Raw genomic sequence first — 23,372 nt, forward strand, 5'->3', positions numbered from 1 at the left:
GTTAAATAAAGCCTTTTTCTTTCGATATTTCGATGAGTGCTTTATTCCCTTTACCCGTAACATCAAATACATCTTTTAAATTTCGTTTTCTTTTCTCAATGGCCGCAAGGGATAAAGGAATGTAATTTGGAAGGTTCTTAGTTTTGGTTCCTACAGATATATGATACAGTATACTTCTATCGAGATCATCAATTATAAAATCATTGCTTAATTGCGATCTAAATAATTTCGTAACTGTATGGCTATAATAAGGAGGGTCCTTCATTACAGTAACAAATGCTTTCTTTAATTCTTCGGAACCCAAATCAGATTTAATTAAAAAACCTTCCGGATCTATATTTCTTAAAATATTATGAATTCTGAAATTATTACTATGCATGGTTAACACCATAATTTTTGTCTCTGGCTGAAGCGCTCTAGTTTTTAATGCTAAGTCTTCCCCTGAAAGAATTTTATGATCAGATGATGGTGGTAAATTAATATCGTACAGTACAATATCGAATGGCTTCGTAACGGAAGCTTTTTTAAGTTTTTGAAAGGCACTATCACAATCCTGAGCGCTAAACAAGTCAATTTTTAATGTATCACTTTCAAGATCTGATATGGCATTTTTATATCCTTCCAAAATCATGGGGTGATCATCGACAATGAGTACTTTAATTTCTTTTTTCATAGTAATTAGTTTTAGGGAATCAATTTTTTTCTTTTTGAATTGGAATCATACATGTTATAACAGTTCCTTCTCCCTTTCGAGAGCTAAATGAAATCGTTCCATCCATTTTCTTGATACGACCTGTCATGTTTTTTACTCCAATACCATTTCTCTTTTTTTCGATATCAAAACCTTTGCCCGTATCACTTACAATTACTTCAAGGTTACTCCCCTTTAGAGTAAGGTATAATTGAAAAGAAGTAGCTTCGGCATGTTTAATAATATTTTGAAATGATTCTTGAATGATACGATATACATTGATTTTTATATAATTATTAATTTCATTCCATTGTATTTCTTCATCGATGACAAGTTCATAGGGTAATTCGCTTATTTTACTAGTTTCTTTAACTAATTCAGTAATTAGCAAATCAAATCCTACGTCAAGAAGGTTTTCTCCAACTGAAAGCTCATGTGAAATTTCCCTGATTTCTTTTTCAAGAACCATCATTTCATCAATGATTTGCTTCCGTTGTTTTACAGCTTCAATATCATCCCGGTTATTTAAACTATCGAGACTAAGCCTCAGTCCAAAGAGTTTGTTCAATATGCCATCATGTAATTCTTCAGAAATTCGTTCTTTCTCTTGTAAGCGACCCTGCTCCATTTTTGATTGCTGAGATAAGAGGAGTGTATATATTTCTTCATTTGCTTTTTGCTCTTTTTGTTTAAACAACAACGATCTATTTCTTAAACGGTTCATGATCGTGGTAACAATTAAAAAAGCTACCACCACAAATGATATTATTAAACTAATTAATAAAGCCTTTTGATTTTCCAAAGTTGCGTTTTCCTGTTTAAATTGCTCGGTCTCGTAAGCTATTCTTGTAAATTTATTGCGCTCTCTTCGTTCTGCTTTCTGTAATGAATCTTTTAGAGTAATGTATTCGGTGAGAAATTCTGAAGTTTGATCACGCTTTAGTTTTGATAATAAAAGTAACGAGGAGAGAACATCTCTAAAGTTTTCAGATTGTTTGGCTACATCATATGCGCTCATTGTTTTATCTAATGCCTGCAACGTATCTTCTTTGCGAACCAAATACTCTGCTAAGTGAAGCTGGTTTATCGAAATTCCAAAAAAATCATTAATACTATCACGAATTTTCAGTGCTTTTTGAAGTCCCTCCAATACACCTTTTTCTTCTCCATTTTTAAAGGTGCTGTAGTAATAATTATCCAAGACCATCGCATATAATTTTGGATTTTTAACATAAAGGCTATCAATATTTAATGCTTCTTTAAAATAGAATTGAGCCTCTTTAAACTTTTTTTGATTTCTTTTTACAACTCCAATATTATTTATCGAATTGGTTTCAAAAAAATTATCTTTCGAAATTTTATCTTGAACTTCTAGTGCTTTTTCATGATAATACAACGCCTTTTCATACTGCTCCAATTCATTATTAACAATACCCAGGTTGTTATAACATCGATATATTTGATTATACTTTTTTAATGGCTGTAATGTTTTTAGAGCTGAAAATGTAGCAATTTCGCTTCCCGTGTAATCACCAATAGCAGTAAGAATAATAGCTTTATTAATCTGCATTCTTCCCGCATAAAACATATTATTTGTCTTTCTATATAGACGTTCAGATTTAGAATAGTGGTAGAAAGCACTGTCTTTATATACAGAGCCGTAAAAAAAATTTCCTAGATCCCAATGCAATCTTGCTAATTTATTGGTATCCTTAAGAGTTTGCGCTAAACGCCTCGCCCGACGGTTCCCCTGTCTAAATTTAGCTGAATCTCCAATTTTATAGTACGCATATGAAATATCAGATAATTTTTCAAGCCTAACGGAATCTTCTAGAATTTCATTTGTTATTTGATATGCACTATCCAACATCTTTGTAGAAGATGTTGGATAGTTCCTAGGTGATGTATTTAACAATTTAGAGACTTCCGCAATTTTATAGTTTTCGGAACTAAACTGAATTTCTCTCTCTTCCTCTTCTGTATCACATTGTATGAAGAAAAACGAGCAAGTAAGTATAAAAAATAGTCGAGACACCAATCAATAAGCTTTTTTTTAAAGATAAGAAAAAGCAAAATTGTATGGTAATCAATCTGTTTTAATCGTCATCATCATGACCTTCGTCGATTGGATTTCCTTGATCTCCAGTATCTGGGTCTCGTTGTGGGTCAGAAGTATCTGTCGAATCTTCTTCACGAGAACTGTATTGTGTTTTTGGATTATCTTTTAGGTTTTGAAAAACTTCTTTATCAATATTTTTATCTAGCAACTGTTCTTCTTCGAGAGAATCAGCTTCGCAAGAAGTGACTAAGGGCAGGGAAATCAATAATGATACAACGACATAAAATAATTTCATAATATAATTGTTTTGTTTGTTAATACTATTGTAAAACTACATATAGCCTAAAGTATTGATGTATGTAAATACCGTAATTCCCTTATGTGAAAGTCGTAATTTTAATCTTGAAAAGGTTTTTCCTTACCATTTTTAGACTATTAATTGTACAATGCTTCTAGATACTCTAAAGCATAGCTCATGCTCGTCTTCGTATCGACATGTTTATCTGGAGCTAAACCTATATATTCATATGGCAACCATTGTTTATAAACCTTTGTGGGAATCAGAATAACTATGCCTAAGTGGGGTGTTACATTTCTTTTTATTTCTCCATACGCAAACTGGCCATTTGTATTCTCTCCCATCGAAAGAACTTTTTTAAATTTAGAGGCCTTAAAAATAAATGCTTCGGTAGCGCTTGCGCAATTTCGATTTATTAATAAAACAGTCTGATCTGCATTTCTTTTTTTCAGAATATGTAAGAGTTCTTTATACATTCGTTCTCCTCCTCCCGAATTATTCCGAAGATCGATTATAAGATCTTTATTCTTAGCTACTTTTGGAAGAATAGTATATACGGCATCAAGTTCTTTCCATAACCTAAGATTAAAACTAGGAATTGTAAGACAACAAACACCTTTTTTATAGCCTTTTATAAGATTAATTTTGGGTTTTTTTTCTTCTTTTATGTTTTCAAAATATCCCTTTTCATCTATTGTTTCAGGATCGTAAGCTCTTAAATGCTTGTCTTTAAAAAAGGAGAGATATGGCTTTATAGCTTTTAAAAATTGCGTAGAAGTTGCGTCGGGGTTTTGTGATATCCAGATTTCTACTTCCGATTTAAGAGCATTATAAGCTGGCATCCCTTTTTCTCGAATAGCAATTTGAAATCCTGGATAGTTATTTTCAATAAATAAGGTAATGTATTTAAAATCATTCTCTAACATATATTATACTTTCTAATAAACCTTATGATTTTAAATATTGAATTCTGAAAGGGTTGATCTAGGGTAAATTTCCAACAACAAAATATCAAACAATGAATTCACTTTATTTTTACTAAAGATAAAATCATCCCTTATGTAACAGGAGAAATAAATATTGTTTGTACCAAGATGAACAATGCGATTTAGTTTTGTTACGTATTTTTTATTTACATATTTTTCATACCACCGGTCGTATAGCTTAAATAGTTCTAAGTCTTTTTGAGTAGGACTATCTGCTGTAAAAAAGAGAACTCGGTTTTTATTTAAATATTCAATAGCACCCTTTAAAATTGTAAGTGATACTTTTATATCGTGTTTTTTTGAAATAAACTTTCTTCTTTCAAATTGAAACTCATAAATATCAATATCAGCTTCGGGATAATAAATAATATCTTCTAATGAAAATCCCACTTTTGAAAAAGTTAGATCGATCTCATTTCCATATTTGGTCACAAAGGTGTATCCATTCGAAATAGTTCGTAAAGGGTACGAAAAATCTTCTAGTTTTGGGTGCCTGCTCTTCGGTTGTTCAATCATCATTTTACATCTAAATCCATATTAATTAGTACCAAACTACAGAATAATTCTGAAGTTTTAACCTGCGACACGCATATCTACGGTTTAACCGTAACAGAAGGGTGTAAAACACCAAAAAGATTCTTTAGGATAATAAATAGTTTTATCCTAAACAAAATCAGCATGTTGCAAACCCTAGAAAATAACTCTAAATATCGATTCGCTAAAGAGGATGATTTTAGAAATATAGAAACGACATTAAAAGATCGTATTCAGTCACATATTTTAGAAATGTTTAGAGACTGGGATACAAATGATGAGGAAAAAAAGAAAAACATGGGGCTTATTTCCGGAACCTCCGGCAAAATTCTATGTGGTTTTTACGTAGGTCGTTTTACAGCATCTAATGAAATTACCAAAAAAGCCGAGTCACTCTTAGACTTTTGTATTGAGAACCTAAACAATCAAACCTTTCAACTATCTAATATGTTTTCATTTTGCAATGGACTTGCAGGAGTATGTTATTTATTAGAACATTTAGTCGATCAAGGGTTTGTGGAAAAAGAATATGCAGAAGGCCTTGAAGAGATCGAAACCTTTCTTTATGAAATGGGACTTAAATCATTACGTGTTGAAAAAAGTGATTTTTTACATGGGGGCATGGGAGTTCTTTATTATTTCTTGAAAAGAATTCGTTTCCCTCATAACCGTGAACGTGTTTCTAAAATGATCACTGTTTATTTAGAAAACGCAAAGATAGATGACAAAGGGTTGCGCATGCGAAATACAGTCTTATTAGAGCGCAAACCCGAAGAATATGACCTAGGTCTAGCTCATGGTCTTGCAGGTCATTTAATCATTATTGCAGAAGCATATCAAAAAGGAATTGAAAAAGAAACGTGTAAGCATATCATTGAGCAAGGACTTCGCTATTTCGAGCAATCTTTTAAAGATTCCAAAACTACAGGATATAGAGGCATGTACCCGGTTAGTATTATCGAAGACATTCCGGCAGATGATCCAGAGAATTTAGCATTTTATGACTCTCGCCTTGCTTGGTGTTATGGGGACCTCAACTACGCCATTATGTTCTTAAAATTATATGAGGTTTTTGGCAAAAAAGAACTGTTAGAAAAAGCAAATTATATTGGTCTTGAAGCAGCAAAGCGAATCACTCCTGAAAAATCTAAAATTAAAAATGCTTTTTTCTGTCACGGCTCTGCAGGAGTATCAAACATGTTTTTTCAACTCTACAAAAAAACAGGCGATGTAAGATATAAAGAGGCTAGTAACACACTTCTTATAGACACGCTTTCAGTACTCGACGAACAACTGGAGGTGATTCTAAACACCTCGAAAAACTGCCTTCTTAATGGTAGAGCGGGAGTTATTTTAACGCTACTATCGCGTCACGATCAAAAGGCAAGCGCCTGGAACGATTTATTTCTACTTCACTAAAAATTTAAAAATTATGAACAACAAAATATCACTCGGCTTACTCGACTTTGGTAAACGTAATACAGAATACAGCAGTATGGGAAAAGTATTGGATGTTATCGATTATGCTATTGCAGCAGACAAGCTTGGATTTTCAAGGTTTTGGCTTGCAGAACATCATAATTTCTCTTCTTCTGAAGCGTGGTCAAGTCCGCAAATGCTACTACCAATGCTTTTATGTGAAACTGAAAGAATTAATATTGGAATGGCAGGAGTCTTAATTAACTATTACTCATCTTATGAGATAGCCACCAACTTTAAAATGCTTGAAAATTTATTTCCATCCAGAGTAGATCTGGGATTTGCGGCTGGAACACCTCCCTTAAAAATTTCTCAATTATTAAGCCAACAAGATTTTGAAAAGAAACCTGATACTGTAGAACGAAAAATGAAAGAAATTCACGATTTCTTTTATGCAGAAGATATGGTCGCTGAACGTGATAAAATAATTATTCCGCCGTATCGCGGTCGTGTTCCGGAAATGTTCTTATTGAGCAGTTCATTCAACAAGGTTGACAAGGCATTATCCTCAAAATTAAATATTTCAAAGTCGATTTTTCATAAAAAAGAAAGTATGAATTATCAAAAGGAAGAAGTACTACGGTACAAAAGTGAATTCAGAAATCGATACGGATATACCCCTAAAGCATCGGTAGCGTTTACAGGAATCTGTGCTCCTTCTGAAAAAGAAGCGCAAAAATTGGCTTCCATGTCAGGCTACAAAAATTTTCATAATGCCATACTAGGCCCTGCTAGTAAATTTCAAGATGTACTTCTGGAGCACCAAGAAAATTTCGGAGTCGATGAATTTATCTTTCACGATGCAAATCCATTGAATTCTGAACGCATCAACGGACTCGAGTCTTTGAGCGAAAAACTAATACTTTCTAACCATAAAAAAGTGAATCATGAAGTTTGATATTGAACCTTTACAAAAGTTTGTTTATAGAATTCCCAACCAACCCGTTGATCAATGGTTTGCTTCCGGAGCATATGAAGATATAGACACCTATATAAAAGATTTTTTTAGTCAGAAAGAAATGCAAGAGGCTTTGTATGTAGCCTCTCCGGACTTCTTTAGAGAAATGAAACGTTTTCTGGAAGACACAGAGTACATCGCTAAGAATAAAAAACGGATGGATAGCTTTCGTTATTCTTCCATACGATACATCAATCGAATTTGTACAAGAGCGACTCCTTTCGGATTATTCGGAGCTTGTGGTGTTGGAACCATTAATCAAGAAAAAACACAAATAAATCCTCAAAAACAAAATACATTTCAAAGAAGTGCCCGTCTGGATATAGCGTTTTTGGATCAAATTAAAGATCGCATTTTATCCAACAAGGAAGACCGCAAACTCTTCTTATACTTTACAAATAATTCCTTGTATGCTCAGGGAAAAGAATATCGATACGTTGAATTTCAGAAAACGGCGAAAGGACGAAAACACATTTTAACCAATATAAAGAGAAATGAATATTTAGATGCACTTATAGCTTTGGCGCGTGAAGGTGCTTCTTATAAAACCTTACTGAAATCCCTTACGGATGAAAATATAGATAGTGATAGTGCTTCAGAGTTTATCCACAATCTTATCGATTCTAAAATATTACTTTCTGAACTCGAACCCTTAATTGTAAGTGACAATTCTTATGATACACATTTACTTGAAATTTTTTCAAAGCTTGACAAAATGCAATGTAGCGCTTCATTGCAATCCATTATTTCTGAATTAACCACTACCCACCAAAAATTACAGAAAATTGGAGCAGATACAGTGAGTCCAAAACAGTATCGAAAAATTCGAAAGAACTTCAAAAAACATAACATAAAGAATACCAAGCATTTCATTCAAATAGATGCGGTTTCAAGACACACCAATGCAAACTTGGAAAAAAATGATGTCTGGAATGTAAAAAAAGGAATGAAAGCATATTTTCAATTAGCTTCAGCTGTACAACAAAACGATAAAATTTCTGCTTTTAAGAAAAATTTCATCGATCGGTATGGTACGCAATGTGTTCGGTTGGTCGATTTACTAGATCCGGAATCGGGGCTTAACTACGGAAAGTTTTCAGACAACCAGTTGTTTCATTCCCCGATTGTTGATGACATTCCGGTTGGTTCCCGACAAAAAGATTTTGACACTTTTAAATGGGATAACCGAATTCACTACTTTTTGTTTAAAAAGATGGTGAAAGCTATAGAGAATAAAACTTCAGTAGCGCTTACCAAAAATGAGATTAATACATTCTCATTCGATCAATCTAAAATTCCGGCTAGTCTAGTCGCTTTTGTACAAATGATTCCGCAGCAAAAAAATGACCCATTAATCAACTTTAGAAGTTGGGGATCAGACTCTGCAGCCACCATCTTGGGGAGGTTTTCAAGTGTAAGTCCCGAAATAAATGAAATAGTGGAAGAAATTGCGCAACATGAGCAAGATTGCCTTCCCAACAACAAAGTTCTTGCAGAATTAAATCATCTCGCCAGTCCACGTATTGGAAATATCACCGCCAGAAATAAGTTTCGTGATTTCGAAATTCCTTACATCACAAAATCAAATACTGAAAACAAAGAGCGGCTTATAAATGTACACGATCTGCACATTCGTCTCCATAATGGTAAATTTCAAGTGCTCGATTCTACGAAAGATCTGCAAATTATACCAATGCTCTCCAATGCCCATAATTTTAATAAAGATACACTGCCTGTATATCGATTTTTAAGCGACATACAAAATGAATCGGATCAAGAAACTTCGTATATGAGTTTGCATTTAGGGCCCATTACAAAGTTGTTAGATCATGTACCAAGAATTAGTTTTGAAAATTACATTTTTCGCTTGGCTACTTGGAAACTTTTAAAGAAAGACTACGACTGGCTATGGATGCAACCTACAGAAGAGCGTCTAGAAAAACTGAAGGCGTATCTCACAGAGAAAAAACTTCCGATGTCCTTTTCTATAAAATCTGGAGATAATAGATTGTTTCTTGATTTCAATAAAACTCCTAAGGCTTCGTATATCTTATTTACAGAAGAAATTGAAAAAAAGGGTGTCATAATTATTGAAGAGAACCCATTTTCAGACACTGAAAAAGGGATCGTTAGTAATGAAGCTGGAACCTATTTTCACGAACTCATTATTCCATTTAAGAATATGTCTTTGCTGGAAAGTATTCCTTCAGAAGAAAAATTGAATTTTGAATTGGATGAAGGCAAACGTACCTTTTTACCTGGCTCAGAATGGATTTATTTTAAAATTTACACCGGACTGCATAGCCGACAAAAAGTAAGAAATAAACTAGCCAGAATTGTGGAAATGGCTAAAGAAAATGAATGGATTGACCGTTGGTTCTATATAAATTATTCCGATCCGGACACTCACATTCGGGTGCGTTTTAGAGTGACAAACCTATCATTTATAGGTACAATTATAAATCACTTTTACGAATCTTTGGAGGATCTCGTAGAATCTAAAATTATCAGGAAAATTCAGATCGACACCTACGAGCGCGAATTAGAGCGGTATGGCGGAAGTGAGCTTATTGAGGCTGCAGAGCAAGTTTTTGACTTAGACAGTACTTGGTCGCTGCGATTTTCACAGATAGTGGAAACTTCAAAAAACAAAGACTTTTATTGGCTTTTAGCGCTTAAAGTCTGCCAAAGCTACATGAATGCATTTTCACTAAATCTAGACGGTAAAAAGTGGTTTTCAGAATTAAACAGAGAACATTTTGCTACAGAATTTAGTGCTAACAAAACCCAAAGAAGAAAGCTTTTAAACAAATACAAACACTATCAATCTACTATAGAAGAAGCTTTAGAAGAAACTAATAACACTTTTTGGTCTAAAGAAATTAACCAGTTATTCTCTGCTTTTGAGAATGAGATGAATGAATTAGTTGATACAGTGTATGAAACAATTTCAAAAGAAAAGAAATACCGCCTACTCATAAGCTTTATTCATATGTTTTTACTGCGGTATTTACCTGCTAAAAATCGCAAACATGAGTATTTTATTTATTCTGTTCTTGAAAATTATTACAGAATGAAGGTGGGGAAAAGAAATGCACTTGCCAAGAAAAAAGAAAAGCTAGAAAGCCATGTTTAAAAGATGGCCCCTTTATCGGCAAAAAAGTGCTATAGATTGTGGTATTACGTGCTTGCGAATGGTTTGTAAATACTACGGCAAACGTATTTCCACCAAGCGATTACGTTCTCTAACAGAGATAGAATCGGTCGGGGTATCGTTAGCTGCTATAAAACAAACAGCCGAAAAATTAAAGCTGAAAGCTAGTGGTAAGCGACTTCAAAACGTTGGGCAACTCCGACTTCTGACTTCCAAACTTCCTGTAATTGTTCATTGGAATTCTAATCATTTTGTAGTGGTGTATGCCATTGGGAAAAACAAGGTAACGATTGCCGACCCATCTAGAGGAATGGTAAAAGTTGATTACGATGAATTTTACAGACGTGCTTTCAGAAAAAGTATTCTCAATGAAGAAGATAAAGAATGTTATGTACTGATTTTAAAAATTACAGAAGAATTTAAATCTTTAGAGGAAGATAGCTCCTCTAAAATCCCCAAACTCCAATTTATATATTCACATTTACGTGAAAAGAAACGGTATTTCTTAGTGATCCTTTTCGGATTACTGGCGTTAATGTCGATTCAATTTGTCACTCCATTTATTACTAAGAATGTCGTAGATATTGGGATTAAAAGTGGCGACTTGCAGATGATCCAATATTTATTATTGGGGCAAGCCGTATTAATGGCTAGTAAAGCGGGATTTGAAATAATTAGAAATTATGTAGTACAACATTTAAGTGTTCGAATAAATTATTCGCTACTTTCTAATTTTCTAAGGAAACTTTTTCGTTTAACCATTCCTTTTTTTGAAAACAGAAAAATTGGAGATTTATTACAACGAATTAGAGATCATCAACGGTTAGAACTTTTTATTACAAAGTCTGTTTTAAACGTGATAATATCTACACTAACAATAATTGTTTTCTCGTGTGTGCTCTTAATCTTCAATAAAATATTCTTTTTCTTATTTCTGGGAGCTACCGTACTTTATGTAAGCTGGATTCTTATTTTTCTGAATGCAAGAAAAAAAATAGATTGGGAACGATTTGAAGTAAATTCTCAAAACCAGACGATATTAATACAGGTGATAAACGGAATCCAGGACCTTAAAATTTATGGGGCTCATCGTTTTCTGTTTAATAAATGGGATGCAAATCAACGTGATTATATCAATACTTCTTTTAAGTCATTGCGAATTAATCAAATTCAAGAAACAGGAGCAGCCTTTTTGTATCAAGCGGCTCAAATCGTTATACTATATTATTCTGCAAGGCTCATCCTCAACAATCAATTAACGTTGGGAGCCATGCTATCTATTGAATTTATTATTGGTCAACTGGTAAGTCCGGTACAACAAATTTTAATGTCTGTAATAAAAGGAGTTGAAGCCAAATTAAGTATGGATCGAATTTATGAGTTATGGGATAGCGAAGAAGAAACAAACGACGAACAGCTTATCCCGAAAGGGTTTACCAATAACATTACGTTTAAAGATCTCAATTTTCACCACCGAGGACAAGGTTCCAACTTTACCTTAAAAGATATCAATATGACAATTAAAAAAGGTGAAACTATTGCTTTAGTAGGAACAAGCGGAAGCGGAAAGACCACCATTTTAAAATTATTGTTAGGGTATTATTCAGACTATAAAGGGTCTATACATGCCGATGGTCTTGAGTTGAGAGATCTCGATATAGATATTTGGCGAAGGTATTGTGGCGTTGTCTTGCAGGACAATTTTATATTCTCAGACACTATAACACATAACATTACCATGGGAGCCCCCTATAAAAAAGAAAAACTTATAAGAGCGCTTCAAATAGCAGAAATGGATTCTTACGTAGATGGACTTCCATTAAAACATAATACCGTAATAGGAAACGATGGAAAAGGATTAAGTCAAGGACAAAAACAGCGCATTCTAATTGCGAGGTCTGTTTATAGAGATCCTGAAATCCTTATGTTCGATGAGGCTACAAATGCTCTCGATTCTGAAACAGAAACTAACATCATGAATAATCTTAAAAAGCATACAAAGGAAAAAACAGTGATTTTGGTGGCTCACCGATTAAGCACCGTACGGCATGCAGATAAAATAATGGTATTTAATCATGGGCAAATTATTGAAACCGGAACGCATGAAGCTTTAATAGATAAAAAAGGCAGGTATTATCATTTAGTTCAACAACAATTAAGTCCTGTTAGCTTATGAGAGATATAGAAAATAAACCCACCCGATTATTAGTAACTGCTATTCTCCTGTATGCGGGTTTTATAGTATTTCTATTACTTTTTATTCTGAATACAAATGGAGTAAAACACTCCGTGAATTTTGTTCAGGTTTCAGAAATGGAAGAACTACAAGAAGGAATGTGGCGTGTTAGATTAGATACTGTTATCTCTGTCATCGAAAAAGATGCATCGGCAAGTGTAAAGCTCATTGTTGAAGACGAAAATTACTTCGCAGAATTTAAATCAATAAAAGTTGAAAATCAGAATACCTGGATTCAAATGAGTGTTCCCAGTCTTTCAGCAGAAAACATACACCGTAAAAAAGTGTTTGCAAAACTTTTTTATCAAGAAAAATCACATGAAAAATTATACGAAAATCTGTTTACACTTTCAAAAAAATAAAATCAATATAAATAATTTTAAATACTGAAATATGGAAATTCAAAACGAAGAATACCTGCACGTAACACATCCCTTATTAGAAGATTTTAAAAAAGAGTCGGAAAAATTTAAAGAAGAAGCAGAGAAAATTTATAAAAATAACATGTTGTTAGAATGGTTAAGCAAGCAGATTTACAATGAAGGATGGAAAGTACTTGGAACCCGATATGAAGGCAAAACGTTATTGAATGAATCTATTTTGGAACACTGTCCGGTATTAACTTCATTTTTCAAGAAATATGAGCCTTATATTTATAGTCTTGCCTACTCTAGCTTAAATCCGGGAACAGAAATATTTCCTCATTTTGATCGTAAAAGCCCGCATGACGTTTTAAGATGCCACCTTGGATTAATTATTCCACAGGGAGACTGTAAATTAAAAGTGAATGGAAAAGAAAAAAAATGGAATGAAGGGGAGTTTTTAATTTTCGATGACAGCTTTATTCATGAAGCTTGGAACCATACTAACGAAAAACGAATTGTCCTATTAATAGACCTTCACAGAAGTAAAATATTTAATGATCTAGATAAAACAGCTTAGCAGAAGAGAGGTTGTTTTGTTCAAGTCCCATTAGAAGTATCAGACTTCCAGAGATACCTTGCGAAAAGGACAATTCTTTTTTGCTTAGCAATGTGTTTTTATTACAATAATCTGCTAGCGTAGTTAATACCTTTTGCCTGTATATACCGAGTTGTTTTTCGTATAAACTATTTAGTTCGGGGAGTTGTACGTATGGTTTCAAAAAGTAAAGCAACAATAAAACCCCTCCTGAGCCGTACAGTAATGAGGTGTCCTCTGTGTTTTTAAAATATTCCTCTAAGCGATTTACCTCTTTTATCATATAAGGAGTAAGTTCTTTCATTTTTTGGTCATCCTCGAGAATCTCATATCCTCGATAGAGACTGTAAAAAATTCCGAGATCACCATAGCAAAGACTTATTTTAGAGTTTTTCAGATCATCTTCTAAGTACTCACTAAATAAAGATCCTTCGTGATCTTTTGCTCTTCTTTGAGAAACAATTGTCCTACAAAATGACGCTAGTAAAGGAAGAATGTCTGGGTCTGTATACGGTGCTATTTTTGAAAGATACAACACGATAAAGCTTAGTCCGTGAGTGATTCCTAATTGAATTGGTTCGTCCTTTTTTAAAGACAATACTAAATTCTCTTTTGAATTTGTATAGGAATTTTCTTTTATGAAATTTATAAAAAGAGCACTGGTGGCCTTGTCATAATTGTCTGCAAAATAATTAAAAATGTAACCACCCCCACTGTAAGGATCTAGATTTTTAACTGTGATGAATTTTGAGGTAGTCTCTTTTAAAATCTTTTCTAAATCGTTTCGTATTTCATCGAGAGCAATAATCTTATTTAGATCAGAAGATTCAAGTATAGACAGTAAATAACAAACTTCCGTAAGTTCAACAAAAATAAACGAGGTAGGATTTTGCAACGATTTATTTAGATTTTCCAAAAGTTCCTCAAGAAGGGTAGCACAAGTTTTAAGATCTTCCTCATTATTAAATTGCCGATAGCTATACCAAAAAAAAAGTACAGCACCTGCTTTCCCCATCCCAATATCATTCCGGATAGTTTCTCTAAATGCACTACTAAGTTGATCTTTTAAATAAGCTACTGTTTGTTGATTCATATAGGCTAGATGATTTTCAAAAAAAAGTTTGAATTTTCTCTCTGTAATATACTAGAAATGATTCATCCTTTTAAATAACCAGCCCATTTTCCAAATATATAGCTAGAACCATACGCTTTGAAGCATACAAAAGCACTAGAAATAAGTTTTCACAGTATAATATTCCTGCTTATAGGTATAAAAAAACAGCATAAAAAAAGCCTCCGATCTCTCAGAGGCTCTGTGCGGATGACAGGAATCGAACCTGCACACCTTGCGGCACTAGATCCTAAGTCTAGCGTGTCTACCAGTTCCACCACATCCGCTTAGGGACGGCAAAGATAATCGATTTTCAGAATTTACAAACTATTTAACGATTAAAAATTCATCTCTTTCGTACCTTCGTGAAAATACAAAAGACGAATTTTTAAAAAGTTACCCTGTACCAAAAGGGCTCACACCTATGAAAGACGCAAAACCTTACATACAAGAACACAAACAACGATTTTTAAACGAGCTTATCGACTTGCTTAAAATTCCATCCATTAGCGCCGACTCTGCGTACAAAGGCGATGTGATTAAAACAGCCGAAGTCGTTAAAAACAGCTTGAAAAAAGCAGGTTGCGATCATGTAGAGATCTGCGAAACTCCCGGATACCCGATTGTTTACGGTGAAAAAATTATCGATACATCCCTGCCTACAGTTTTAGTATATGGTCATTACGACGTACAACCACCAGACCCGTTAGATCTTTGGCACAATCCACCGTTCGATCCAGTCATTAAAAAAACCGAATTACATCCAGAAGGAGCAATTTTTGCCCGTGGAAGTTGTGACGATAAAGGACAAATGTACATGCACGTTAAAGCATTAGAATACATGACCCAAACCAACCAACTTCCCTGCAACGTGAAATTCATGATCGAAGGCGAAGAAGAAGTAGGAAGCGAAAGTCTCGGCTGGTTTATAGAGCGCAATCGAGAAAAACTTGCCAACGATGTAATACTAATTAGCGACACCGGAATGATCGCTAACGATGTTCCTTCAATCACAACGGGATTACGAGGCTTGAGCTATGTAGAAGTAGAAGTTACAGGGCCGAATCGCGATCTTCACAGTGGACTCTATGGTGGTGCGGTTGCCAATCCTATTAATGTCCTCACTAAAATGATTGCTTCGCTACACGACGAAAATAACCACATTACCATTCCTGGGTTTTACGACGATGTAGATGAATTATCTTCCGAAGAAAGAGCAAAAATGGCAGAAGCTCCTTTCAATAAAGAGGCCTATAAAAAAGCTTTAGCCATCGAGGATGTGTACGGTGAAGCAGGATATACTACCAATGAACGAAATTCCATTCGGCCAACACTAGATGTAAATGGTATTTGGGGTGGTTACATTGGTGAAGGTGCCAAGACTGTTATTGCCAGCCAGGCATTTGCCAAGATTAGCATGCGTTTGGTTCCCGATCAAGATTGGAAAAAGATCACGCAACTTTTTAAAGAGCACTTCGAAAGCATCGCGCCTAAAGGTGTTACTGTGAAAGTGAAGCCACATCACGGCGGACAAGCATATGTAACTCCAATCACAAGTACTGGTTATAAAGCAGCAGAAAAAGCCTACGAATCTACGTTCGGAAAAACACCAATTCCACAACGAAGCGGAGGAAGTATTCCTATTGTTGCGTTGTTCGAAAAAGAGCTAAAGAGTAAGACCATCTTAATGGGATTTGGTTTAGATAGTGATGCGATTCACTCACCAAACGAACATTTCGGCGTATGGAATTATTTAAAAGGTATTGAAACCATTCCACAATTCTACCATCATTTTACGAAGATGAACAAGTAATATTATTTGGAGGTTCCCTTCCCGATCCCGATCGGGAAGGTCGGGCTTTCCGCTACTACTCCTCGCCGTAAAAGACGGCTGTGGGGTAACCGCTGCAATCCCTAACCCGAAAGCCCTAGTCTTTTGTTGAAAGAGGAATTAAATTCCCTTGTTCGTCATATAATTTTGGAGCTCCGATTCTTTTTCCGTTGCCATCGTATTCAATTATCTTTTTAATACTTCCGCCCTCGTAAAAAGAGTTCCAAATTCCTTTTTTCTGAAAATAATCGGCGCCGGAGTATTCCCCTTTTTCTTTTAGTGTTCCATCTTTAAAATAGGCAGTATACCAACCGGTTTTATTCCCCATCGCATCAAAGTCCTGTTCAGATTTTATTTGTCCGTTGTCGTAATACATAACAAACTTTCCCGTAAAATCACCGCTTTCGTTATACGTTGCATCAAGACGCAGTTGACCATTTTTATGATATTCTGTGTTTTTTTCAATATTTCCGCTTTCAGAATAGGTTGTTTGGGATTTAAGAGTCCCATTTTCCCAATACCTTATCCATTCGTTAATAGGTTTGTTTTTTTTATAAGTTCCTTTAGATCGTAACTGACCATTGCTATAATAGTCTTCATAGGCATCATCCATCTCATAAGAACCTTCACCCGAATAACTTCCTTTCGTTTGAAGCTGTCCGTTTTTAAAGAACATACTAAAAGTACCTTCTGTAATTCCTTCATCATTAAAGTTCAAGATGGCATCCATCGACCCGTCTTTTCTATAATAGGTCCATTCCCCTATCGCCGTACCTTGATCGTTTTTATAACCAATAGCTTTAGGATTGCCATTGTCCCAATGCGTTGTATTTTTTTTCTCTTGCGCATAACCCGAATTAATTACCAATAATAATATTGTAATTAATGCAGCATGCCATATGTTAGTGCTTCTTGAAAAAAACATACTCCGTAGTTTACATTACGTTTTCTTTACAAAGTCGGTGATAAGCACGATTTGTTGCCCGTCTACTTTGCCTTCAATGTATTTTTCATTTTCATGATCTAAAGAAATACGCCGTACTGCAGTACCTTGCTTTGCGACCATACTCGATCCTTTAACTTTTAGGTCTTTAATAAGCACCACCGAATCTCCGGCTTCTAACACCACCCCATTACTATCACGATGCACTAACGCATTGCTCGTGTCGACACCATCTCCCGCTGCTTTTGCCCATTCCTTTGTTTCCTCTTCCATATACATCATGTCTAAAAGATCCTGCGGCCAGCCTTCAGATTTTAACCGTTGCAACATGCGCCATGCCATTACTTGCACTGCAGGTACTGTACTCCACATACTATCGTTTAAACAACGCCAGTGATTGGCATCTCGCACCTCCGCGTCGAATTGCGATTCACATACGTTGCAAACTAAAATAGCGCCATCAGCTCCTTCAATTCGTGCCGGGGTTTCAGGAATTTGATACACCTTCAGTTTTTCGACCGAACTACACAATTCACATTTATTTTCTGCTCGTTTCGAGACTTCTCTTTCTAGACTCATGAGTATTATTTTACGCAAAGGTAGCTGAAAACATGATTGTTTTTTTAAAAGATTGTGCTAACAACTTTCTACGTAGTATTCCGAAGAAAACAAAAATAACTTACTAAAAAGCTTGAATTTAAAAACTTTATTACACTCTACACTTGTAGAATTAAAAATTTTACTCTATGTTTGTAGAGCATTAAGAATATATCTCATGAAATTATCTAAATCGGAAGAAGAATTAATGAACCATCTATGGCGTATGGAAAAAGCAGTCATGAAAGATCTCATTGAAGCTTATCCCAACCCAAAGCCTGCAGGAACTACCATTGCCACACTTTTAAAACGAATGCAGGACAAAAATTTTGTTGATTATAAAAAGTTAGGGCGTTCACGAGAATATTTTCCGTTGGTTAAGAAAGATGCTTATTTTTCGAAACATGTAAACGGACTTATTAAAAACTTTTTTAACGATTCGGCGTCACAATTTGCTTCCTTTTTCACAAAAGAGACCGATCTCACTAAAAAAGAATTAGAAGATTTAAAAAAGTTAATCGATTCAGAAATTAAAAAGAAATAAGATGGAAGGGTATCTTTTAAATTCGGCCGCATGTTTATTAGTGTTTTATGTTTTTTATAAAGCACTTCTTGAAAACAGTTCGTTGCATAGGTTTAAGCGCTATTATTTATTAGGAGGTCTTTTAGCGTCACTTTTAATTCCGTTAATTACATTTACCAATTATGTAGAAATTCCTTCTTTGGAAGAGTCATTACTAGCCACTTCGATGCCTATAGAAAGTACGGGAGTTATTTTAGAAGAAAAAATAAACTACATCCCCTATCTACTCTGGAGTATCTACGGAGTTGGAGTCTTAATTTTCAGCATTCGATTTTATTTGAACCTACATCATATTGTTAGAAAGATGTATCGAAATCCGAAGTTCGGTCAAAATCGTTTGTATCATGTTCTGCTTACCGAATCTATAATACCGCACACATTTTTTAATCATATATTTTTTAATAAAGAACGTTATAATGCTGGAGCAATACCGAAAGAGGTTTTTTGGCATGAAGAAACCCATGCAAGACAACTTCATAGTATAGATGTCATTCTACTCGAGCTTTTACAAATCGTATTATGGTTTAATCCCCTTCTCTATTTTATTAAAAAAGCCATTAAATTAAATCATGAATTTCTTGCAGACCAATCTGTTCTTAATCAGTCGGTTCCTGCAAAGCATTATCAACAATTAGTATTGGCATTCTCATCAAATGTCCAAACGCCTTCGATGGCACATTCAATCAATTATTCATCAATCAAAAAACGTTTTACAGTTATGAAACATCAAACATCTCAAAGAGCCATGTGGGTTCGAACCCTCTTGGTTATTCCCTTAGTAAGTATTGTATTGTACAGCTTCAGTAGTACGAAGACGGTCACAACTTTTTCAGATAGTGCTATAGAAGTACAGCAAATAAATGCTTCGGATAGGAATTCTGAAAAAATTGTTTCCGAAGAAAAAGTAACACCCGAACAATTGACGGCATACAACAAAATGGCGTCGTATTGGAATGCCCGTTTTGAAGCAAATCCGGAAGATCGAACGATGCCACTTTCAGAATTAAAAAAGTTAGAAACCATCTATAGACTAATGTCTCCGCTTCAGAAAAACGAAGCCCAACCCTTTCCAGAGTGTACGCCACCACTACAAGAAGGTTACACGCAACAGTATTTAAATGGGGCGGCTCGAAACCATAAGAAAGCATTTGTGCTTATGATTACTTTAGATGAAATTATGCTTAACGGGAGAACCTCTTCTCTGGAAACTTTAACCGAAGATATGGATGCACTCACAGAAAACTGGTCAAAAACCGATCATGAAAATGCGCATCCATCCATTCTTATTGCTAGTAGTTCGAGTGAATTTATAGACAAGGCAAACAACGCATTTAAAAAATCTGTGTTTTCTAAAACTACTGCTATGGAACTACAAGCTAAAATACCTGTATTCGAACCGTTACAGCAGAAAGCAACTCCGGAGCAACTTGCTGAATACAATACGTTAGCCAGAAAATATAACGCGATGGATCCGAATAATATGACAGTTTACAAAAGAGATATAGATCGCTTGACGTATTTATACGGATTGATGTCTGTGGCGCAACGCAAAAATGCAGCTCCGTATCCCAATTTCCCAAAACTACCAAAGGAACCTGTACCGCCAATGCCTCCTGCACCAGCCTCAGAACCTACAGCTGTAGTTCCACCAGCGCCTCCACATGCACCGGAGAGTCCCTTAATCACGGTCTATAAAACTGAGAATCTTTCCATTTCAGAAATTGAAAAAGGATTACGAAATCTTAACCAAAAAGAGACGACTTATTATATTAATGACAAAGTGGTGACGTTAGAAAAGGCGATCGACTTTGTAGGTAAAACCAAGAAGTATGATTTTTTTGTGAGTGAATCTAAAGATAAGCAGATAGGGGCATATTTAACTACTGGAAAAAATAACAGTAATAAAATGGTTTTACCGCCACCACCACCACCTCCTGCTCCAGTCTCTACAGATCCGCTTGATCACATCGTGAGAATGGCCAAAGAAAACGCAGCATTTTTATATCAGAATAAGCGAATCTCATCAGACAAAGCAATCGAACTTATAAAAGAAAATCGGAATTTAAATATTTCAACTCAGACATTTAATAATAGCAATCCGATTGTGAATATCTCGAAGAAGGGTATTAAACTGGAAGAGTAACTTGTAAAAAAAGAAAAAGAGCTTCGAAATCACCGAAGCTCTTTTTCTTTATATATGTCTATTTAATACTTAAATTTTCCGAAAACACCACTAAAGTATCTGTACCCGATCCGGTAAGACGTTGCACATATAATTCTATGAAGTCTCCGCTAACTAAAGATACAACACTATTTATAGAGACATTCTGGATTTGAGCATCGTTAGCAATATATACTACGGCATTAGATTCGGTTACTAGAACTCCGTTTTTTGCAAGAACTACGGCATAAAAATTAGTGTCAGCATTGGTTACACGCAAGGACACAGAAGCACTCACTTGAAAATTTCGTGCATCCACTCCTGTGTAGGTTAACCGGTTTCCGCCTGTTGCGTTAAAACGGAATAATTTATCGGCAGCAAAAGTACCGTTCCCTTGTATTTCCTGTGCAGTTCCATTAGTAATAGACTGTGTAAAACCTGTAGAAAGGGTGTTTGTGTTATAAAAATTTCCCGCTGCTTCGTTATCTGTTTCTTCTGGTATTCCCTGGCATCGAACGTTCCATGCATTAGTAAAATTAAACCCGGTATAACTTCCCGAAGTATATCCATTTACCCGATCACCAGCACCAATAAAACTAATGGCACTAATGGCTGCAGAATTTACAATCGTCGGATTACCACTTACATTTACACCCGTTTCACCACTATCGACAACGATTCTTCCATTAGCAGCCTGAAAATTCGTAATAGATCCGGTTAGGGTTAAAAAAGTACCTGTATTAGACGCTGTCCAAAAGACATTTTGCATAAAAGCAGTAGAAATATTACTCATAGACAATCCCGTAGTATTCCCTACATATTGCGATACATTAAAATAAACCACATTCATTCCACTTATGCTTCCAATGGAACTTGCACCTAGATAAATCATACTGTTACAGATGATATTAGAAGCTCCCGATCCTGTAATATTAAATATTTGATTTCCGTTTGCGTTAATTGTAAGGTTTCGCATACTTCCTCCCGTAGTTCCAATAAATAAAGTTGAACCGGAATTATTATATAATACATCTTCACTTACGTCGACCCCTTCTATATAAGAAGAATTCATTTCTATGGGAAAGTCGAACGTTATGATACCATTAATTTCATATAAATAATTAGCATTCATTAAATACCTAGAGCCACCCCCAGCGACTAATTCGTCAGCTAAATCAGAAATATCTTTTACCAGTTTATAATTGTTTCTTTTATCGTTTGCTCCAATGGGAGTCCAAACTGTTCCATCAAAATAATAAAATTGATCTAAATCGGTATCGAACACCAACAATCCCTTGGCTGGACTCGAAATACCCACACGATCTAAAGTATTCATTCTAGGTGTTAGTAATCCCCCTTCGGTAGAGGTCATATCAATAATGGATGACGGATGTGGATTGGTAGTACCAATTCCAACTTGTGCACCCATCGTAAAGGGTATTAAAAAAATATATAGTATATAGGCAAAATATCTCATAGCTTAAGATTTGAGGACGAAACTTTGTTAAAGTTACGTTAATGAAAAACAAAAATACAAAAATTATTGTATTTAATCGACTTTAATTACCTTTTAACGATTATTTATACTTTTAATCGTGACAACAAATTATTTGAAATAACGTTTTGTATGGTGTCAATCAAAATCATTCAAATTATGTTACAACGCTTTTTTATTTTCTGCTCCGGTGCCGATACCGATATTTTAAAAGAATGCTCACCCGGGGAACGCACCAAATACGCAGGCATTGGCGCTACGGTTTTCTTTACCGCTGTGATGGCGACTATTGCAGGGTCTTACGCGCTATATACTGTTTTCGACACCCTATTCTCCGCGATTTTCTTCGGAATAATTTGGGGACTTCTTATTTTTAATCTAGACCGTTTTATTGTTTCGACTATTAAAAAAAGAGGAAATTTTTTCGACGAAATTTTACAAGCCTCACCTAGAATCGTTTTAGCGATTATAATTGCCATTGTAATCTCTAAACCACTTGAAATGAAAATTTTTGAAAAAGAGATAAATCAAGTGCTTCTGCAAGAAAAAAATGACTTAACACTAGCAAATAAAGATCAGTTAGCTTTACAATATACCCCTTCTTTACAAGCGTTAGAAGCTGAGATCGATGGATTAAAAAATGAAGTGATAAATAAGGAGGCATCTGTTAATGAATTATACGATACTTATATTGCCGAAGCTGAAGGGAGAAAAGGTACTGAGCGATTAGGAAAAGGACCTGTATACAAAGAGAAGCGAGAGAAACATGATGCAGAATTAACAGCGCTACAAGCGTTGAAGGTGATGAATGCCGAAAAAATCTCAGGACTAGAAGCACAAATGGCGACGCTCGCTCTCGAATATGATGCAAAAGTAGCCGAAACCCAACCAGTAATTGATGGTTTCGATGGACTAATGGCAAGAGTGAATGCTTTAGACAAACTTCCCTGGCTTCCTTCCTTTTTTATCTTTTTATTGTTTCTAGCAATCGAGACGTCACCAATTATTGCCAAATTATTAGCACCAAAAGGTGCTTACGATCTTAAATTAGAAGAACAGGAAAGTGCTTTAAAATCTTGGGTTGTCCAACAAAAGTTACAGCGTGATGTATTAGTTGCTACAGATAGAAATATAAATAATAAGGTGTATGCCGATATCGCAGAAGAACAAGAATTATACGACTACAAACGTAAAAAAGCGAGAGAATTAATGCAGTTACAAGCCGATTCTTTTTATAAAAAACAAAAAAGTATCTTATAAAACATCCCCTAATATAATTAAGAAAGTTCCTCTATT

General features: G+C 35.0%; 19 protein-coding genes and 1 tRNA gene. 10 read left to right on the forward strand and 10 right to left on the reverse strand.

The window, feature by feature from the left end; translation table 11 throughout:
- Position 1 precedes the first annotated feature (1 nt).
- The 5 genes from ULVI_RS03885 to ULVI_RS03905 all read right to left on the reverse strand — a co-directional run bounded on the left by ULVI_RS03885 (position 2) and on the right by ULVI_RS03905 (position 4,553).
- Positions 2–673, reverse strand: coding sequence for a response regulator (locus ULVI_RS03885; RefSeq protein WP_068589950.1), 672 nt, complete (start codon positions 671–673; stop codon positions 2–4).
- A 19-nt stretch (positions 674–692) separates the two neighbouring features.
- A complete protein-coding gene (locus ULVI_RS03890; RefSeq protein WP_157632563.1) occupies positions 693–2,726 on the reverse strand; it encodes an ATP-binding protein in 2,034 nt (677 codons plus the stop codon).
- 61 nt (positions 2,727–2,787) lie between these two features.
- The gene (locus ULVI_RS03895; RefSeq protein ID WP_068589954.1) at positions 2,788–3,045 is read right to left on the reverse strand and encodes a hypothetical protein; all 258 of its coding nucleotides are present in this window, start codon (positions 3,043–3,045) and stop codon (positions 2,788–2,790) included.
- 140 nt (positions 3,046–3,185) lie between these two features.
- Complete coding sequence (locus ULVI_RS03900; protein WP_068589957.1) at positions 3,186–3,974, reverse strand: S41 family peptidase; 789 nt, start codon at positions 3,972–3,974, stop codon at positions 3,186–3,188.
- A 30-nt stretch (positions 3,975–4,004) separates the two neighbouring features.
- Entirely contained in the window at positions 4,005–4,553 is a 549-nt protein-coding gene (locus tag ULVI_RS03905) for a hypothetical protein (RefSeq protein ID WP_157632564.1), read from the reverse strand.
- A 159-nt stretch (positions 4,554–4,712) separates the two neighbouring features.
- On the opposite strand from ULVI_RS03905, the gene ULVI_RS03910 reads away from it, so the two are divergent.
- Genes ULVI_RS03910 through ULVI_RS03935 form a run of 6 tightly spaced genes read left to right on the forward strand, consistent with a single transcriptional unit; the run spans position 4,713 to position 13,337 of the window.
- Positions 4,713–5,987, forward strand: a complete 1,275-nt coding sequence (locus tag ULVI_RS03910; protein WP_068589961.1) for a lanthionine synthetase LanC family protein — start codon at positions 4,713–4,715, stop codon at positions 5,985–5,987.
- Between the two features lie 13 nt (positions 5,988–6,000).
- Entirely contained in the window at positions 6,001–6,945 is a 945-nt protein-coding gene (locus tag ULVI_RS03915; protein ID WP_068589963.1) for an LLM class flavin-dependent oxidoreductase, read from the forward strand.
- Positions 6,935–10,141: a lantibiotic dehydratase gene (locus tag ULVI_RS03920; RefSeq protein WP_068589965.1), complete on the forward strand. Its 3,207-nt coding sequence runs from the start codon at positions 6,935–6,937 to the stop codon at positions 10,139–10,141. Before ULVI_RS03915 ends, ULVI_RS03920 begins: the two co-directional genes overlap by 11 nt.
- Positions 10,134–12,335 carry a peptidase domain-containing ABC transporter gene (locus ULVI_RS03925; protein WP_068589967.1) on the forward strand — a complete coding sequence of 734 codons (2,202 nt, stop codon included), beginning with the start codon at positions 10,134–10,136 and terminating at the stop codon, positions 12,333–12,335. The genes ULVI_RS03920 and ULVI_RS03925 overlap by 8 nt, the downstream gene beginning before the upstream one ends.
- Complete coding sequence (locus ULVI_RS03930) at positions 12,332–12,757, forward strand: hypothetical protein (protein ID WP_068589969.1); 426 nt, start codon at positions 12,332–12,334, stop codon at positions 12,755–12,757. Before ULVI_RS03925 ends, ULVI_RS03930 begins: the two co-directional genes overlap by 4 nt.
- 31 nt (positions 12,758–12,788) lie before the next feature.
- A complete protein-coding gene (locus ULVI_RS03935; RefSeq protein WP_068589971.1) occupies positions 12,789–13,337 on the forward strand; it encodes an aspartyl/asparaginyl beta-hydroxylase domain-containing protein in 549 nt (182 codons plus the stop codon).
- Here ULVI_RS03935 and ULVI_RS03940 read toward each other — a convergent pair.
- Positions 13,312–14,448: a lanthionine synthetase LanC family protein gene (locus ULVI_RS03940; RefSeq protein ID WP_068589973.1), complete on the reverse strand. Its 1,137-nt coding sequence runs from the start codon at positions 14,446–14,448 to the stop codon at positions 13,312–13,314. The genes ULVI_RS03935 and ULVI_RS03940 overlap by 26 nt on opposite strands.
- A 223-nt stretch (positions 14,449–14,671) precedes the next feature.
- Positions 14,672–14,753: transfer RNA gene (locus ULVI_RS03945), tRNA-Leu, on the reverse strand.
- Between the two features lie 137 nt (positions 14,754–14,890).
- On the opposite strand from ULVI_RS03945, the gene ULVI_RS03950 reads away from it, so the two are divergent.
- A complete protein-coding gene (locus ULVI_RS03950) occupies positions 14,891–16,279 on the forward strand; it encodes a dipeptidase (RefSeq protein WP_068591368.1) in 1,389 nt (462 codons plus the stop codon).
- Positions 16,280–16,394: 115 nt separating this feature from the next.
- Here ULVI_RS03950 and ULVI_RS03955 read toward each other — a convergent pair whose 3' ends face one another.
- Together ULVI_RS03955 and ULVI_RS03960 are read right to left on the reverse strand one after the other, a co-directional pair.
- A complete protein-coding gene (locus tag ULVI_RS03955) occupies positions 16,395–17,222 on the reverse strand; it encodes a toxin-antitoxin system YwqK family antitoxin (RefSeq protein ID WP_068589975.1) in 828 nt (275 codons plus the stop codon).
- Positions 17,223–17,237: 15 nt separating this feature from the next.
- Positions 17,238–17,819 (reverse strand): PhnA domain-containing protein, encoded by a 582-nt coding sequence (locus ULVI_RS03960; protein WP_068589977.1) that lies wholly within the window; start codon positions 17,817–17,819, stop codon positions 17,238–17,240.
- A 196-nt stretch (positions 17,820–18,015) separates the two neighbouring features.
- On the opposite strand from ULVI_RS03960, the gene ULVI_RS03965 reads away from it, so the two are divergent.
- Positions 18,016–18,381: a BlaI/MecI/CopY family transcriptional regulator gene (locus tag ULVI_RS03965; protein WP_068589979.1), complete on the forward strand. Its 366-nt coding sequence runs from the start codon at positions 18,016–18,018 to the stop codon at positions 18,379–18,381.
- Between the two features lies 1 nt (position 18,382).
- Positions 18,383–20,563 (forward strand): M56 family metallopeptidase, encoded by a 2,181-nt coding sequence (locus ULVI_RS03970; RefSeq protein WP_068589981.1) that lies wholly within the window; start codon positions 18,383–18,385, stop codon positions 20,561–20,563.
- A 58-nt stretch (positions 20,564–20,621) separates the two neighbouring features.
- On the opposite strand, the gene ULVI_RS03975 is transcribed toward ULVI_RS03970, so the two are convergent.
- On the reverse strand, positions 20,622–22,010 hold the full coding sequence (locus ULVI_RS03975; protein WP_241780952.1) for a cell wall anchor protein: 1,389 nt from the start codon (positions 22,008–22,010) through the stop codon (positions 20,622–20,624).
- A 225-nt stretch (positions 22,011–22,235) separates the two neighbouring features.
- On the opposite strand from ULVI_RS03975, the gene ULVI_RS03980 reads away from it, so the two are divergent.
- The gene (locus tag ULVI_RS03980) at positions 22,236–23,336 is read left to right on the forward strand and encodes a DUF4407 domain-containing protein (RefSeq protein WP_068589986.1); all 1,101 of its coding nucleotides are present in this window, start codon (positions 22,236–22,238) and stop codon (positions 23,334–23,336) included.
- The last annotated feature ends 36 nt before the right edge of the window (positions 23,337–23,372 follow it).

Source organism: Cochleicola gelatinilyticus, assembly GCF_001637325.1.
In the GTDB taxonomy this organism is placed as follows: Bacteria; Bacteroidota; Bacteroidia; order Flavobacteriales; family Flavobacteriaceae; genus Cochleicola; species Cochleicola gelatinilyticus.

What these genes read in the sequence shown, in the direction of transcription:
- ULVI_RS03885 (WP_068589950.1), bottom strand. Translation starts at nt 673, where the DNA reads ATGAAAAAAGAAATTAAAGTACTCATTGTCGATGATCACCCCATGATT.
- ULVI_RS03895 (WP_068589954.1), bottom strand. Translation starts at nt 3,045, where the DNA reads ATGAAATTATTTTATGTCGTTGTATCATTATTGATTTCCCTGCCCTTA.
- ULVI_RS03900 (WP_068589957.1), bottom strand. Translation starts at nt 3,974, where the DNA reads ATGTTAGAGAATGATTTTAAATACATTACCTTATTTATTGAAAATAAC.
- ULVI_RS03905 (WP_157632564.1), bottom strand. Translation starts at nt 4,553, where the DNA reads ATGATGATTGAACAACCGAAGAGCAGGCACCCAAAACTAGAAGATTTT.
- ULVI_RS03910 (WP_068589961.1), top strand. Translation starts at nt 4,713, where the DNA reads ATGTTGCAAACCCTAGAAAATAACTCTAAATATCGATTCGCTAAAGAG.
- ULVI_RS03915 (WP_068589963.1), top strand. Translation starts at nt 6,001, where the DNA reads ATGAACAACAAAATATCACTCGGCTTACTCGACTTTGGTAAACGTAAT.
- ULVI_RS03920 (WP_068589965.1), top strand. Translation starts at nt 6,935, where the DNA reads ATGAAGTTTGATATTGAACCTTTACAAAAGTTTGTTTATAGAATTCCC.
- ULVI_RS03925 (WP_068589967.1), top strand. Translation starts at nt 10,134, where the DNA reads ATGTTTAAAAGATGGCCCCTTTATCGGCAAAAAAGTGCTATAGATTGT.
- ULVI_RS03930 (WP_068589969.1), top strand. Translation starts at nt 12,332, where the DNA reads ATGAGAGATATAGAAAATAAACCCACCCGATTATTAGTAACTGCTATT.
- ULVI_RS03935 (WP_068589971.1), top strand. Translation starts at nt 12,789, where the DNA reads ATGGAAATTCAAAACGAAGAATACCTGCACGTAACACATCCCTTATTA.
- ULVI_RS03940 (WP_068589973.1), bottom strand. Translation starts at nt 14,448, where the DNA reads ATGAATCAACAAACAGTAGCTTATTTAAAAGATCAACTTAGTAGTGCA.
- ULVI_RS03950 (WP_068591368.1), top strand. Translation starts at nt 14,891, where the DNA reads ATGAAAGACGCAAAACCTTACATACAAGAACACAAACAACGATTTTTA.
- ULVI_RS03955 (WP_068589975.1), bottom strand. Translation starts at nt 17,222, where the DNA reads ATGTTTTTTTCAAGAAGCACTAACATATGGCATGCTGCATTAATTACA.
- ULVI_RS03960 (WP_068589977.1), bottom strand. Translation starts at nt 17,819, where the DNA reads ATGAGTCTAGAAAGAGAAGTCTCGAAACGAGCAGAAAATAAATGTGAA.
- ULVI_RS03965 (WP_068589979.1), top strand. Translation starts at nt 18,016, where the DNA reads ATGAAATTATCTAAATCGGAAGAAGAATTAATGAACCATCTATGGCGT.
- ULVI_RS03970 (WP_068589981.1), top strand. Translation starts at nt 18,383, where the DNA reads ATGGAAGGGTATCTTTTAAATTCGGCCGCATGTTTATTAGTGTTTTAT.
- ULVI_RS03975 (WP_241780952.1), bottom strand. Translation starts at nt 22,010, where the DNA reads ATGGGTGCACAAGTTGGAATTGGTACTACCAATCCACATCCGTCATCC.
- ULVI_RS03980 (WP_068589986.1), top strand. Translation starts at nt 22,236, where the DNA reads ATGTTACAACGCTTTTTTATTTTCTGCTCCGGTGCCGATACCGATATT.